Here is a 12823-nt window from a genome sequence, read left to right as displayed (position 1 = left end):
CTTCTCTCCCGAGGACTTCAAGGTGAAACTGCACACCGCCGCACAGGACCTGCTGGGGCACCTCCAGTCGCTCAGCCGCATCGCGTCGGGGCGCCTCGCCAACCCGACGCTGTCGGGGGTCCAGATCGCTGCGACGGGTGACGGCATCGAGCTGCGCGCCACCGACCTCCAGGTCGGGCTGCGCATCGCCCTCGAGGGCGACGTCGAGCGCCCCGGCACCGTCGTCCTCCCCGCCCGTCTGCTCCTCGACATCACCCGTCAGGCCCCCGGCCCGCGGCTGACGCTCGAGCTGCGGACGGAGGAGCAGGACGTCGAGGTCACCGCCGGCTCGGCCGTCTTCCACCTCCGCACCCTCCGTGGCGAGGACTTCCCGCCGCTGCCCGAGCCGTCGGGCGCCGCCGGCGTCGAGGTCTCCGCCGCCGCGTTCGTGGCGACGACGGCCAAGGTCGTCCGCTCCGCCGCGAAGGACGACACCCGGCCGCTCCTGGCCTGCGTGCTCGTCCGCGCCGAGGGCGAGGTCCTGACGATGGTGGCGACGGACTCCTACCGGCTGTCCGAGAAGAAGACGACGCTCGAGGAGGCCCTGGAGGGCTCGTTCGAGGCCAACGTGCCGGCCCGCGTCATGCAGGAGCTCGAGCGGCTCGTGCCGGCCAGCGGCGCCGAGACGCTGACGGTCGCCCGCGGCGAGAACCAGGTCCTCTTCACGGTGGGCGAGCACGTCCTCAGCTCCCGGCTGGTCGACGGCACCTTCCCGCAGTACCGCTCGCTGATCCCGGACACGTTCGACCACGAGCTGCGGGTGTCGACGAGCGAGCTGCGCGAGGTCGTCTCGCGTGTCTCGCTGCTGGCGCAGAAGGCCGCGGCGCTGAGCCTGTCGTTCTCCGAGGGCGAGCTCGTCGTGTCGGCGCAGACGCAGGACGTCGGCGAGGCCCGCGAGGCGTTGCCGGTGCCGTTCCACGGGGAGCCCTTCGCGATCGGCTTCAACCCGGAGTACCTCCGCGACGGTCTCGACACGATCGACGGCGACGAGGTGCTGCTGCGCCTGACGAGCCCGATCCGTCCCGGCCTGCTGCAGACGACGGACGATCAGGGCTTCCTCTACCTGATCATGCCCATCCGCCTGAACTCCTAGGGCAGGCGGGATCCCGGCCTCCGGCGACCACGTGGCCACGACGGACGCGCCCCGGGCGGGCACGGCGGCGGTGGCGACGCACCTGGTCGGCCTGCGGGTCCGGGACGTCCGGACCTACGTCGAGGCGGACGTGGAGCTCGGACCGGGGCTCACCGTCGTCGCGGGCCCCAACGGCGCCGGCAAGACGAACCTGCTCGAGGCCGCGTACCTGGCGTGCACCGGCCGGTCGTTCCGGCAGGCCGCCGACGCGGACCTCGTCCGTCGCGGCGCCGAGATCGGTCACGCCGCCGCGACGGTGATGGCCCCGTCCGGGCCGAGCGTCTTCTCCGTGGGCATCGACCCCGCGGCCCCCCGCGGCAGGCGCCTGCGGGTCGACGGGTCCCCGGTCGAGACGCTGCTCGACCACCCGGCCCGCCCGAGGATGAGCGTCTTCCTCCCGGATCGGATGGTCCTCGTGAAGGGCGGTCCCGCGTTGCGGCGCGCCCATCTCGACCAGCTCCTCGCGGTCCTGCGACCGGCCTCGATGCCGGTCCGGCGGGCGTTCCACGAGGCCCTGCGGCAGCGCAACGCGCTCCTCTCGTCGCTCCGCGCGCGTGGGGTCGACGCCGACCGGGCGGGACAGGAGCTGGCGCCGTGGGACCGGACGCTGGCCGAGGCGGCGGCCGGGTTGACCGTGGCGCGCCGCGAGACGGCGGAGGCGATCCGTCCGGCCGTGAACGAGCGGGCCGCGCAGCTCGGGCTGTCGGGTGAGCTCGAGATCTCGTACCGGCCCCGTGCCGCCGAGGATCCGGAGGTCGTGCTCGCCGCGCTGCAGGAGCGCCACGCCGGCGACCTCGAGCGCGGTTTCACCCACCACGGGCCGCACCGCGACGACCTGGCGGTCCGCCGCGACGGGCGGCTGATCACGCGCTTCGGGTCGCAGGGCGAGCAGCGGCTCTCGCTCCTGGCGCTCCTCCTCGGGGAGGCCGACGTGATGGAGGACGCGTCGGGATCGCGCCCGGTGCTGCTGCTCGACGACGTGATGAGCGAGCTGGACGCCGACCGCCGCGAGCGCCTGGTCGGGCTGATCAGCGAGCGGGGTCAGGCCCTGGTGACGGTGACGGAGGCGTCGCACGTCCCCGGCGCCGACGACGCCGCGGTGGGGCGCATCGACGTGACGCCGGGGTCGGCGGTCGCCACCGCGGTGGCCGGCGGCCGGCGGGCGGGGTCGTCGTCGTGAGGGGCCGGCGGCGGTCGACCCCCCACTCCGCGGCGGCCGGCCTCGAGTCGCTGCTCGACGAGATCGCTCCGGAGGACGCCGGCGACGTGGGCCTGGCGCGGCTCCAGCGGGCGTGGCCCGGGGCCGTCGGACCGGCGATCTCGGGGGCCGGCCGACCGGTGGCGTTCGTCGACGGCACGCTGCACGTCGCCTGCGAGGACGCCACCTGGGCCCACGAGATCTCGATGCTGGAGGCCACGCTGCTGGGTCGACTGCGGGCCGCCGGGGTCATCGACGTGACCTCGATCCGTACCCGTGCGGGCGGGAGCGGCGGCGGGCCCCGGACCGGGCGACCGTCAGGCGGCCCTCGGCGGCCTCGCGGCGGGCGGGGATGAGGGGGGACCGGGCAGGTCGCGGCCCGTGGCGACAGACGCGGCGCAAACGACGCCTCAACGGCTGATTCGAGGCCGTCCGCGCCCCGTTTTGCGGGGGGTCCCTGTGGTATCCTGGAGGACGATTCGCACGCTCCGCCTCGGTCGGCCCTCGATGGCCACGGGACCGAGGCGTTTCGCTGCATGGAGGCTTATGGCGACTGACGAGAACACCACCCCCGACGAGCCGACGACGGAGGAGGAGACCGTCGAGGTCGTCTCCGCCGGCGACGGCGAGGCCGGCACCGGCGCAGGAGACGCGGCGGCGATGCTCGCGGCGGCCAAGGAGGCCGCCAAGGCCGCCAACTCCGAGGCCACGAAGGCCGCGAAGGCCCGCACCGCGACCGACGCGACCTACGACGCCGCGGACATCACGGTGCTGGAGGGCCTCGAGGCCGTCCGTCACCGCCCGGGCATGTACATCGGCTCGACCGGTGTGCGCGGCCTGCACCACCTGGTGTGGGAGATCGTCGACAACTCGGTCGACGAGGCCCTCGCGGGCCACGCCTCGACGGTCACGATCGTCATCCACCCGGACAACTCCGTCACGGTCTCCGACGACGGCCGCGGCATCCCCGTGGCCATGCACGAGACGGGCAAGTCGACCGTCGAGGTCGTCCTGACCGTCCTGCACGCCGGCGGCAAGTTCGGCGACGGCGGCGGCTACAAGGTCTCCGGCGGTCTGCACGGCGTCGGCTCGTCCGTCGTCAACGCGCTGTCGGAGGAGTTCGACGTCACGATCCGCCGCGACGGCCACGTGTGGACGCAGTCCTACGTTCGCGGCGCGCCGACGGCGGACCTCGCCAAGGGCGAGGCGCTCCCGAAGGGCGCGCAGACCGGCACCACGATCCGGTTCCTCCCGGACACCGAGATCTTCGACACGACCGAGTACGACTGGTCGACGCTCGAGAGCCGCCTGCGCGAGACCGCGTTCCTGACCCGCGGCCTGCGCATCGTCATCGAGGACGAGCGCGAGAGCGGCAAGCGGGTCGACTTCCACTACGAGGGCGGCATCGCCGACTTCGTCGAGTACCTCAACGAGTCGAAGGACCCGATCGGCAAGCGGGTCATCGCCTTCGACTCCGAGGACGAGAAGGAGGGCGCCGCGGTCGAGATCGCGATGCAGTGGAACTCGACCTACACCGAGTCGGTCCACTCGTTCGCCAACAACATCAACACGCACGAGGGCGGCTCGCACCTCTCGGGCTTCCGCTCGGCGCTGACCCGCACGATCAACGCCTGGGCGCGCACGAACGGCGAGCTGAAGGAGAAGGACGTCAACCTCTCCGGCGAGGACGTCCGCGAGGGCCTCACCGCCGTCATCTCGGCGAAGCTGACCAACCCGCAGTTCGAGGGCCAGACGAAGACGAAGCTCGGCAACCCGGGCATCGAGAGCTTCGTCCAGAAGGTCGTCAACGAGAAGCTGATGGAGTTCTTCGAGGAGAACCGCTCCGACGCCATCGCCGTCGTCCGCAAGGCCGTCCAGGCCTCCCAGGCGCGGTCCGCCGCCCGCAAGGCGCGCGACCTGACCCGCCGGAAGAGCGCGCTCGAGAACTCCCGTCTGCCGGGCAAGCTCGCCGACTGCTCCGTCAAGGACCCGTCGCTGGCCGAGCTGTTCATCGTCGAGGGCAACTCCGCCGGCGGCTCGGCCAAGCAGGGCCGCGACCGCCACACCCAGGCGATCCTCCCGCTCCGCGGCAAGATCCTCAACGTCGAGCGCGCCCGCATCGACAAGGTGCTGCAGAACACCGAGGTCCAGTCGCTGATCACCGCGATCGGCACGGGCATCCGCGAGGAGTTCGACATCACCGCGGCCCGGTACCACAAGATCATCCTGATGACGGACGCCGACGTCGACGGCGCGCACATCCGCACGCTCGCGCTGACGCTGATCTTCCGGGAGATGCAGGAGCTGATCGAGGCCGGGTTCGTCTACATCGCCAAGCCGCCGCTCTACAAGGTGCGCCAGGGCGGCAACGACCGCTACATCGAGAAGGAGCACGAGCTCGAGGAGTTCCTGCTCTCGGACAAGCTCGAGAAGTTCGAGATCATCAACGCGGCCGGCGACAAGGTCGCGCTGAACGACGCGAAGTGGAAGAAGTTCGCCCGGCTGCGCAAGCAGCACGAGGGCTGGGCCTCGGCGCTGCGCGCCGAGCACGGCATGGACACGGTCCACTTCCTCGCCTCGACGGGCCTCGTCCACGACGGGATCACCGGCTCCGCCGAGGTCCTCTCGCGCCTGCAGTCCGCCGAGGTCTCGGGCATCGACGCCGCGATCGACGTGAAGCTGCTCTCCGAGGAGGGCACGCACCTGCGGATCCGCACGACGGAGAAGAAGACCGGTCTGGCCCGCACGACGGACCTCGACCGGACGCTCTTCGACTCGCCGGAGTACGTCGGCTTCGTCAAGGTCCACCAGCAGCTCGTCGGGATCTTCGGCCAGCCGTCGTTCACGATCAGGCTCGGCGAGCGGACCGAGGACGCCGACACGTTCGAGGAGCTCGGCCGCGGGGTGCTCAGCGTCGCCCAGAAGGGCGTGGCGCTGTCCCGCTTCAAGGGACTCGGCGAGATGAACGCCGAGCAGCTGCGGATCACCACGATGGACCCGGCGCACCGGACCCTCCAACAGGTGACCGTCGACGACGCCGCCGGCGCCGATCGGCTGTTCTCGATGCTCATGGGCGAGCACGTCGAGCACCGCCGGGACTTCATCGAGGAGCACGGCCGCCAGGTCGCCAACCTCGATGTCTAGGCCCCACCCGACCTTCACCACCCACGTACCCGGAGCCTGATCCATGGCGACGACCGACGCCCTCAGCGGGGGCAACATCGAGCCCCGCGCCCTCGAGGACGAGATGCGCACCGCGTACCTCGACTACGCGATGTCCGTCATCGTCGGCCGGGCGCTCCCGGACGTGCGCGACGGCCTGAAGCCCGTGCACCGCCGCGTCCTCTTCGGGATGTCCGAGCTGGGCATCGGCCCGACCCGGCCGTACGCCAAGTGCGCGCGCATCGTCGGCGAGGTGATGGGCAACTACCACCCGCACGGCGACGCGTCGATCTACGACACCCTCGTGCGCCTGGCCCAGGACTTCTCGATGCGCTACGAGCTCGTCGACGGTCAGGGCAACTTCGGCTCGATCGACGACGACGACGCCGCGGCCATGCGGTACACCGAGGCGCGCCTGACGCGCCTGTCCCTCGAGATGCTGCGCGATCTCGACATGGACACCGTCGACTTCACGCCGAACTACGACGGCCGCAAGATGGAGCCGACGGTCCTGCCGTCGCGCTACCCCAACCTGCTGGTCAACGGCTCCGCCGGCATCGCCGTCGGCATGGCGACGAAGATCCCGCCGCACAACCTGCGCGAGACGATCGACGCCACGATCGCGTTCATCGACGACCCGTCGATCTCGGTCGAGGGGCTCATGCAGCACCTCAAGGGCCCGGACTTCCCCACCGCCGGGATCATCCTCGGGTACCAGGGCATCAAGGACGCCTACGAGACCGGTCGCGGCAAGATCCGCGTCCAGGCCAAGGCGCACATCGAGCCGCTGGCGCAGGGCAAGGAGGCGATCATCGTCACCGAGCTGCCCTACGAGGTCAAGAAGGGCGGCGAGAACGGCCTGATCGTCAAGATCGCCGACCTGGTGCGCGACAAGAAGATCCCCGAGATCTCCGACATCCGCGACGAGACTGACCGCCGCGGCATGCGCCTGGTCATCGAGCTCAAGCGCGACGTGCTGCCGAAGGTGGTGCTGAACAAGCTCTACAAGCACACGAACATGCAGACGACGTTCGGCGTCAACATGGTCGCGCTGCTGGACGGCGTGCCGCGCACGCTGAACCTGCAGCAGGTGCTGACGGCCTACGTCGGCCATCAGCGCGAGGTCGTCGTCCGCCGCGCGAAGTACGAGCTGGCGCAGAAGGAGGCCCGCGCGCACGTCCTCGAGGGCCTGCTCATCGCGCTGGACAACCTCGACGCCGTGATCGCCGTGATCCGCGGGTCGAAGGACCGCGAGACGGCCCGCGGCGAGCTGATCGCCCAGTTCGGCCTCACGCTGATCCAGGCCCAGGCCATCCTCGACCTGCGCCTCTCGCAGCTGACCGCGCTGGAGAGCGACGCGATCCGCGGCGAGCACGCCGACGTCATGGAGCGCATCAAGGAGCTCCGCGAGCTCCTGGGCGACGAGCAGAAGGTGCTCGACCTCATCAAGGAGGAGATGACCGAGATCCGCGACCGCTTCGGGGACGAGCGCAAGACGCTCATCACCCACGCGGAAGGCGACATCGACATCGAGGACCTGATCGCCGACCAGCAGATGGTCATCACGATCACGCAGTCCGGCTACATCAAGTCCCTGCCGCTGGCCACCTACCGCCAGCAGCAGCGCGGCGGCCGCGGGGTCACCGGGATGGACATGAAGGACGGCGACTACATCGAGCACCTCTTCGTGTGCTCGAGCCACGACTACCTGCTGTTCTTCTCCAACCGCGGCAAGGTCTACCGCTCCAAGGTCTACGAGCTGCCGGAGGCCTCGCGCACCGCGAAGGGCCGCTACCTGGGCAACGTGCTGCCGCTGCGCGAGGGCGAGCGCATCCAGTCCGTGCTCTCCACGCGCGACTTCACGGAGACCGAGTTCCTGATCTTCGCCACCCGCTCCGGCACGGTGAAGAAGACCGAGCTGCAGCAGTACAACACGCCGATCAAGGCCGACGGCATCATCGCCATCAAGATCCGCGACGACGACGAGCTCGTCGCCGTCCGCGGCGTCGACGACGGCGACGAGGTCGTGATGGTCTCCAAGGCCGGGCTGACCGTCCGCTTCTCCGAGGACGACGCGCGCTCGATGGGCCGCGACACCTCCGGCGTCCGCGGCATGGACGTCGGGGACGGCCAGGTCATCGCGATGGACGTCGCCCGCGACGACTTCGACCTGCTCGTGATCACCGAGAACGGCTTCGGCAAGCGCACGCTGATCCGCGAGTACCGCAAGACCTCGCGCGGGGCGAAGGGCGTCAAGACGATCCAGCTGACCGAGAGCAAGGGCGGCCTGGCCGGCGCCCTGGTCGTCCGTGAGCACGAGGGCCTCGTCTTCATCAGCGAGGGCGGCATGGTCCAGCGGACCGCCGTGCGCGGCATCAACCGCTACGGCCGCAACTCGCAGGGCGTCAAGGTCATGAACATGAAGTCCGACGACCGCGTCTCCGCGATCGCCCGGATCCTCGAGGACGAGACGACCGACGTCGTCGAGGAGCTCGTCGACGCCGAGGGCAACCCGCTGGTCAGCGGTGGCCCCGTCGACCTGTCCGCCGCCGACGCGCCGGTGCCGGACGACGTGGTGGAGTCCGAGCCGGTGGACCAGGGCTCCGACGAGGCGCCCGAGGACGAGGCGGACGACACGCCCGGCACCGTCAACCGCGACGAGGACGAGGACGTCCCCGACGGGGAGTGATCGGTTCCGGGCCTCGGGCCCGGAGATGCGGTGACGAGGGGGTGCGGCCGGTCGGTCGTGCCCCCTCCGTCGTTCCGGGGGTCGGCGGTGCCGATCCCCCGGAGCCGGATCGCGCGCGGTCCGAGGGCCGTCGGGGGCCCCGCAGCCGGGACGGTCCGTCCCGCATCGGCGGGTCGGACTCGAACCCGCAGGACGAGTGAGGGACGGTGATCCGGTTGTCGTTCGACCTCCGCGAATCGTCCTGCTAGGTTCGAGGAACTGCACCAGAGAAAGGAGGTGGTCCGAATCTACGACAGTAATTCCGGGACTCAGGAGGTGGCCGTCGTCTGACGACGGTCATCCGGGAGGTCGGTGACGCTCACGCGTCACTGCCGATCGAGGGTCAGCCCTGGTCCCAGCGGATACGCACCCGTGTTACTGGCACGGTGGGGAGCGGAACCTCGGTCGGGATCACCCCCGGCACACTCAGCGCGGCGTCCTTCGGGGCGCCGCGCGTCGTTGTGGGGAGCGCGTGCGGTTCCCGCCGTGGACGTGACCGGACAGCCGGTCCACCATGGTCGTCTCCTCGGGGCCGACCGACGAGACGACGATCGTCGCGACGAGGTGATGCCGGTGCGCATCTCGGCGGGAGACCACCGGGAGCTGCGCCGACCTCGGCGCCCTGCCCGGCTCGGGCGAGGCTACGCCGCGGCGTCGAGCCAGTAGTCCCAGCTCGGCGGTATGCGCGGGCACGCGACCTGGATGAAGACGGACGGGTGCGGAGGGCGCGGCGTGGTCTTCGGGAACATGCGCGCCTGGTGCGGGAGGCGGTCGGCCTTGCGCCGGTTGCACGACGAGCAGCACGCGACGATGTTCTCCCACTCCGAGGAGCCGCCCTTGGAGCGCGGGATGACGTGGTCGACGGTGAGGTCGCGATGGTCGCCGCAGTACTGGCAGGTCCAGTCGTCGCGGGCGAAGACGGCGCGACGCGTCAGCCGCCGGCGGCTGCGGCGGGGCACCGGGGCGTAGGTGCGCAGCCGGATGATCGCGGGGCGCGCCATGGCGGTGTGCTCGGCGTGCAGCTCGCCGTCGCCGTTCTCGATGACCTCCGCCTTCTCCTTCAGCAGGAGCACGGCCGCGCGCTTGATGCCGCACACGTGTATCGGCTCGTACGTCGCGTTCAGGACGAGCACGTGGGAGCTGGGCGCCGTGGCGGGTCCGGCGGAGAGCGACGCCTCGGTGGTCGTCGCGGAGGCGACCGGCGCACCCTTCGAGGGACCGGCCTTGGTCCCCGAGCGGCGTTGGCGCGCAGTGGCGTGTCCACCACCCCTGGGCTGGACCGGAGGAGCTCCGGCGCCGCGGGGCGGCAGGGTCACGACGGTGGCTGAGGGCTCTCCCGTGTGCAACACCCGCACTCCGGCCATCGAGAATACTCGCCGGCCTGCGGATGTCCACCCACTTCACCGACGGGTCACGCGGGTTCGTGCCCGGTGGTCGACCTCAGGCCTCGTCGACGCCCTCGCGCGGCTCGGCGGCGACGCCGTCGATGGTGCCGTCCGCCGTGATCGCCCCGGTGCGCAGGGCGTGCGCGAGCGCGTCCTCCTCCTCGGGGGCGAGGCGGTGCTCCGGCTTGCCGCGGCTGATCCGCCGGATGTAGAGGCGCGCCTGGTCGCGGTGGTGGATCGACGTCATGACGAAGCCGTCGCCGCGCACGTCGAGCAGGGCCAGGGAGCAGGACTGCTGGCCCGACTGCTCGCCGTAGGCGTCGTAGCGGACGAGGCCGTGGCGGGAGAAGACGTTCAGCAGGGCACCCTCGATGCCGCCCATGCGCTCGGCGAGCCGGGCGGACGCGGTGCGCCACTCGGCCGTCTCGAGCGTGACGAGCCGGCTGAGGGCCGCCGCGTGCGCGACGAGGTCGTCCGTGCCGTGGTCGCCCAGGACGGTGACCTGGTCGCGCCGCAGCCGCCGGACCCGGAGCGACAGCACCAGGAGCCAGACGAGGGCCAGGAGCGCGAGGCCGGCGCCGACGACGGCGAGCAGGTGGAACGTCTCGTCGTTCCCGGCCACCCGATCAGCCGCCGATCGTCACGGTGTAGGTCGCCTCGTTGTTGTCGAGGTTCTCCTCGCCGGGGACGCCGCCGACGGTGATGACCAGCTCGCCGCTCTGTCCGGACCGCACGCCCGAGGGGAGCTCCAGCTCGACGGTGCTCGTGGCGCCCTGGGCGATCGAGGCCAGCGCCTTCTTCGTCGACGCGGCCCGACCGCCGGACGGCGTGAACGTCGCACCGACCTCGAGGTTCGTCTCGTCCGCCTGGCCGCTGTTCTGGACCTGGACCGAGATCGCCCGACCGGTGACGTCGGCGGGGGTGCCTGCGGTGAGGGCCGTGCTGCCGAACGAGACGCCGGCGAGGTTGGTGCCGTGCGTGACGTTCGGGTCGGTCGGGGTCTCGGAGGAGCGGTCGCGGACGGGGCCGGAGGAGCTGCCCGACGAGCCGCTCGAGCTGCCGCCGCCGCCCAGGGCGCCCTGCACGGTGACCGGGTCCAGGACCGTCACGTCCGTGACCGTGCGCGGGGCGCTGACGTCGGCGCCGCTGACGTCCTTGTCGGCCAGGGCCTGGTCGATCAGCGGCTTGGTGCGCTGGAGGATCACGACGTCCGACGCGAGGAACGCGCTGAGCTGCCCGGCGATCTGGCGGACCGCCGCGTCGGCGGTGCCCTCGTCGGCCTTGGCCGCCGGCACCTGCTCGGCGATCACGCGGATCGCCTCGGCGCGGAGGTTCATCGCCAGCTCGAGGTCGCGCTGGGCGGCCTTGCCGTTGTCGTCGCCCGGCTCGCTGAAGCTCTTGGCCGTCTCGGCCTGCTCCTCGGCGACGCCGCGGAGGCGGTTCAGCGCGGACTGGATCGTCGTCGCGTCCTCGCCGGAGGAGAGCGCCGCGAACATCGGCTCGGCGACCTCGGAGCTCGACTCCTGCAGCACCGACGTGACGTCGCGGGAGTAGTCCTTCAGCGCGGACGTGCGCCCGGACTTCACGCAGGAGTTGACCGCGAAGACCAGCAGGATGAGGACGAGGACGATGACGCCCAGCGCGACGAGCTGCCGCGTGCGGGCGGTCTGCGGGTCGATCCCGCCGGGGGCCGTCCGTCGACCGCCGCCACCGCCGCCGCCCCGGCCACCGGCCGCGTTGCGGACGAAACCCGCGAGCCCGCCCGGGCGCCCGCCATCGCGCCGAGGGGCATCGGCGACGTGGGTGGGCTCATCGAAGTCGTCGTCGTCGAAGAACGACACGGGGTGCTCCTGGGGAAGGTGGGAGGGGTGCGTGCGGCCGGGTCCTCAGGGACGCTACCGACGGTCTTGCCTGCCGTTTCGTCCTTCCGGCGGCGAGTCCTTCTTTTCGGGAACACCTGCAAACCGGGATCGCTCCGGTCCTCGGACGACCGCCGGACGGACGCCGCCGGCGCGAGCGCGCCGATCGCGGCCCGACGGGAGGAGTGTCCCGCACGGGGGCGAAGACCGCGCCGTGCGCACGGGAACCGCAGCCGCCCCCGGAACGGACGGCCCCTCTCTCTCCGAGGCCGCGCCCGTCACCCCACCGGTGATGGACGACGCGGCCCCGACGGCGGCCCGCCTGCGGCCGCTCGCGGGCGGCGACCGCCGGCCCGGCGACGTCGTGCTCGGCCGCTACGGCCTGGTGCGGATCCTCGGCCGCGGCGGCGCGGGCACGGTGTGGATGGCGGAGGACCAGAACCTCGGCCGGCTCGTCGCGCTGAAGTGCCTCCCGAACGACGGCGGGGACCGCGCACTCGGCGAGGGCCGCGCAGCCGCCCGCCTCGGGCACCCGACGGTCGTCACCACCTACGGCCTGGCCAGCGCCGAGGGCTGCACGTGGCTCGTCACCGAGTTCGTCGCCGGCGACACGCTCCGGCGGACGATCCGCGACGACACCCACACGGACGACGAGCTGCTGCAGATCGGCGTCGCGCTCTGCGTCGCCCTGCGCCACGCGCACGACCACGGGATCGTCCACCGGGACGTCACGCCGCGCAACGTCCTGGTGCCGGCGGACGCCTTCGCGCGCGGCGTCCGGCGCGGCGCCGGACCGGGCACCGCCTGCCACCCCCACGTCCCGCCGGCGAAGCTCGCCGACTTCGGGATCGCGCGGGCGACGGAGCTCGAGGAGGAGACCCGCAGGGGCCGCATCGTCGGGACCCTGTCGTACATGGCGCCGGAGCGCCTGACGGGCGGGCAGGGCGACGAGGCGGGCGACCTGTGGGCGCTCGGCGTGATCCTGCACGAGGCGTTCGTCGGCGAGCACCCCGCCGGGAAGCCGGAGCGCGCCGACGCGCTCGTGCGGTCCCACGCGCACATCCCGTCGCTGCGCCCGCGCCGACCCGACCTGCCCGACGGCGTCCTCGACGCGATCGACCGGGTCGTGGCCGAGGACCCCGGCGCACGCGGCACGGTGCTCGACCTGGAGCGCGCGCTGCGCCGGGGCCTGGCGTCCCGCGGCGTCGCGCTCTCCCCCGTGCTGCGCGAGCAGTCCACGCGCGACTCCGTGGCCGTCCAGCCGCCCGAGCCGTGGTGGCGCCGCGCGCTCGCGGGGCCGGGACCGGCGCCGCGCTCGCC

9 protein-coding genes are annotated in these 12823 nt (G+C 72.1%); 6 read left to right on the top strand and 3 right to left on the bottom strand.

Annotation, left to right across the window (positions count from 1 at the left end; translation table 11 throughout):
• Positions 1-22 precede the first annotated feature (22 nt).
• The 5 genes from dnaN to gyrA all read left to right on the top strand — a co-directional run bounded on the left by dnaN (position 23) and on the right by gyrA (position 8220).
• A complete protein-coding gene (gene dnaN / locus Q7T67_RS17060; protein WP_304792446.1) occupies positions 23-1132 on the top strand; it encodes a DNA polymerase III subunit beta in 1110 nt (369 codons plus the stop codon).
• A 31-nt stretch (positions 1133-1163) separates the two neighbouring features.
• Positions 1164-2351 carry a DNA replication/repair protein RecF gene (locus tag Q7T67_RS17055; protein WP_304792443.1) on the top strand — a complete coding sequence of 396 codons (1188 nt, stop codon included), beginning with the start codon at positions 1164-1166 and terminating at the stop codon, positions 2349-2351.
• Positions 2348-2725, top strand: coding sequence for a DUF721 domain-containing protein (locus Q7T67_RS17050; RefSeq protein ID WP_304792440.1), 378 nt, complete (start codon positions 2348-2350; stop codon positions 2723-2725). The genes Q7T67_RS17055 and Q7T67_RS17050 overlap by 4 nt, the downstream gene beginning before the upstream one ends.
• A gap of 190 nt (positions 2726-2915) precedes the next feature.
• On the top strand, positions 2916-5513 hold the full coding sequence (gene gyrB, locus Q7T67_RS17045; protein ID WP_304792437.1) for a DNA topoisomerase (ATP-hydrolyzing) subunit B: 2598 nt from the start codon (positions 2916-2918) through the stop codon (positions 5511-5513).
• A gap of 43 nt (positions 5514-5556) precedes the next feature.
• Positions 5557-8220: a DNA gyrase subunit A gene (gyrA, locus tag Q7T67_RS17040; RefSeq protein ID WP_304792434.1), complete on the top strand. Its 2664-nt coding sequence runs from the start codon at positions 5557-5559 to the stop codon at positions 8218-8220.
• Between the two features lie 680 nt (positions 8221-8900).
• Here gyrA and Q7T67_RS17035 read toward each other — a convergent pair.
• The 3 genes from Q7T67_RS17035 to Q7T67_RS17025 all read right to left on the bottom strand — a co-directional run bounded on the left by Q7T67_RS17035 (position 8901) and on the right by Q7T67_RS17025 (position 11485).
• Complete coding sequence (locus tag Q7T67_RS17035; RefSeq protein WP_304792431.1) at positions 8901-9392, bottom strand: HNH endonuclease; 492 nt, start codon at positions 9390-9392, stop codon at positions 8901-8903.
• Positions 9393-9699: 307 nt separating this feature from the next.
• Positions 9700-10266, bottom strand: a complete 567-nt coding sequence (locus tag Q7T67_RS17030) for a DUF4446 family protein (RefSeq protein ID WP_304792428.1) — start codon at positions 10264-10266, stop codon at positions 9700-9702.
• 4 nt (positions 10267-10270) lie between these two features.
• A complete protein-coding gene (locus Q7T67_RS17025; RefSeq protein ID WP_304792425.1) occupies positions 10271-11485 on the bottom strand; it encodes a hypothetical protein in 1215 nt (404 codons plus the stop codon).
• 310 nt (positions 11486-11795) lie between these two features.
• Here Q7T67_RS17025 and Q7T67_RS17020 point away from each other — a divergent pair.
• The coding region (locus tag Q7T67_RS17020; protein WP_304792422.1) for a serine/threonine-protein kinase at positions 11796-12823 on the top strand (1028 nt) is incomplete at its 3' end.

This window comes from Patulibacter sp. (assembly GCF_030655195.1).
In the GTDB taxonomy this organism is placed as follows: domain Bacteria; phylum Actinomycetota; class Thermoleophilia; order Solirubrobacterales; family Solirubrobacteraceae; genus Patulibacter.
Note: the sequence above shows the minus strand (reverse complement) of the source record. Positions and strands in the feature narration are given on the sequence as shown.

Coding starts and splice junctions, on each gene's coding strand:
- gyrB (WP_304792437.1), top strand. CDS start 2,916: ATGGCGACTGACGAGAACACCACCCCCGACGAGCCGACGACGGAGGAG.
- gyrA (WP_304792434.1), top strand. CDS start 5,557: ATGGCGACGACCGACGCCCTCAGCGGGGGCAACATCGAGCCCCGCGCC.